A 251-nucleotide genomic window follows, 5' to 3' on the forward strand; every position below is an offset into this window, starting at 1 on the left:
TTCTCGGTTTTCTTGATTATTTAGAAAAGATATTATTTAGTTTTCAAAGTACAAGCCTCGCCAAACCTTGTTTGGCAATGGAGAATATCGGGATCGAACCGATGACCTCCTGCTTGCAAAGCAGGTGCTCTCCCAGCTGAGCTAATTCCCCATAATGGGCCTAAGTGGACTCGAACCACCGACCTCACGCTTATCAGGCGTGCGCTCTAAACCAACTGAGCTATAGGCCCAAATAAGCGAGCTATTAAGTT

2 tRNA genes are annotated in these 251 nt (G+C 45.4%); both read right to left on the reverse strand.

Going from position 1 to position 251, the window contains the following annotated elements:
- Positions 1-78: 78 nt before the first annotated feature.
- A tRNA-Ala gene (locus FC43_RS07325) sits at positions 79-151 on the reverse strand.
- Between the two features lie 4 nt (positions 152-155).
- A tRNA-Ile gene (locus tag FC43_RS07330) sits at positions 156-230 on the reverse strand.
- Positions 231-251 lie beyond the last annotated feature (21 nt).

The sequence above is a fragment of the Limosilactobacillus ingluviei DSM 15946 genome, assembly GCF_001435775.1.
In the GTDB taxonomy this organism is placed as follows: domain Bacteria; phylum Bacillota; class Bacilli; order Lactobacillales; family Lactobacillaceae; genus Limosilactobacillus; species Limosilactobacillus ingluviei.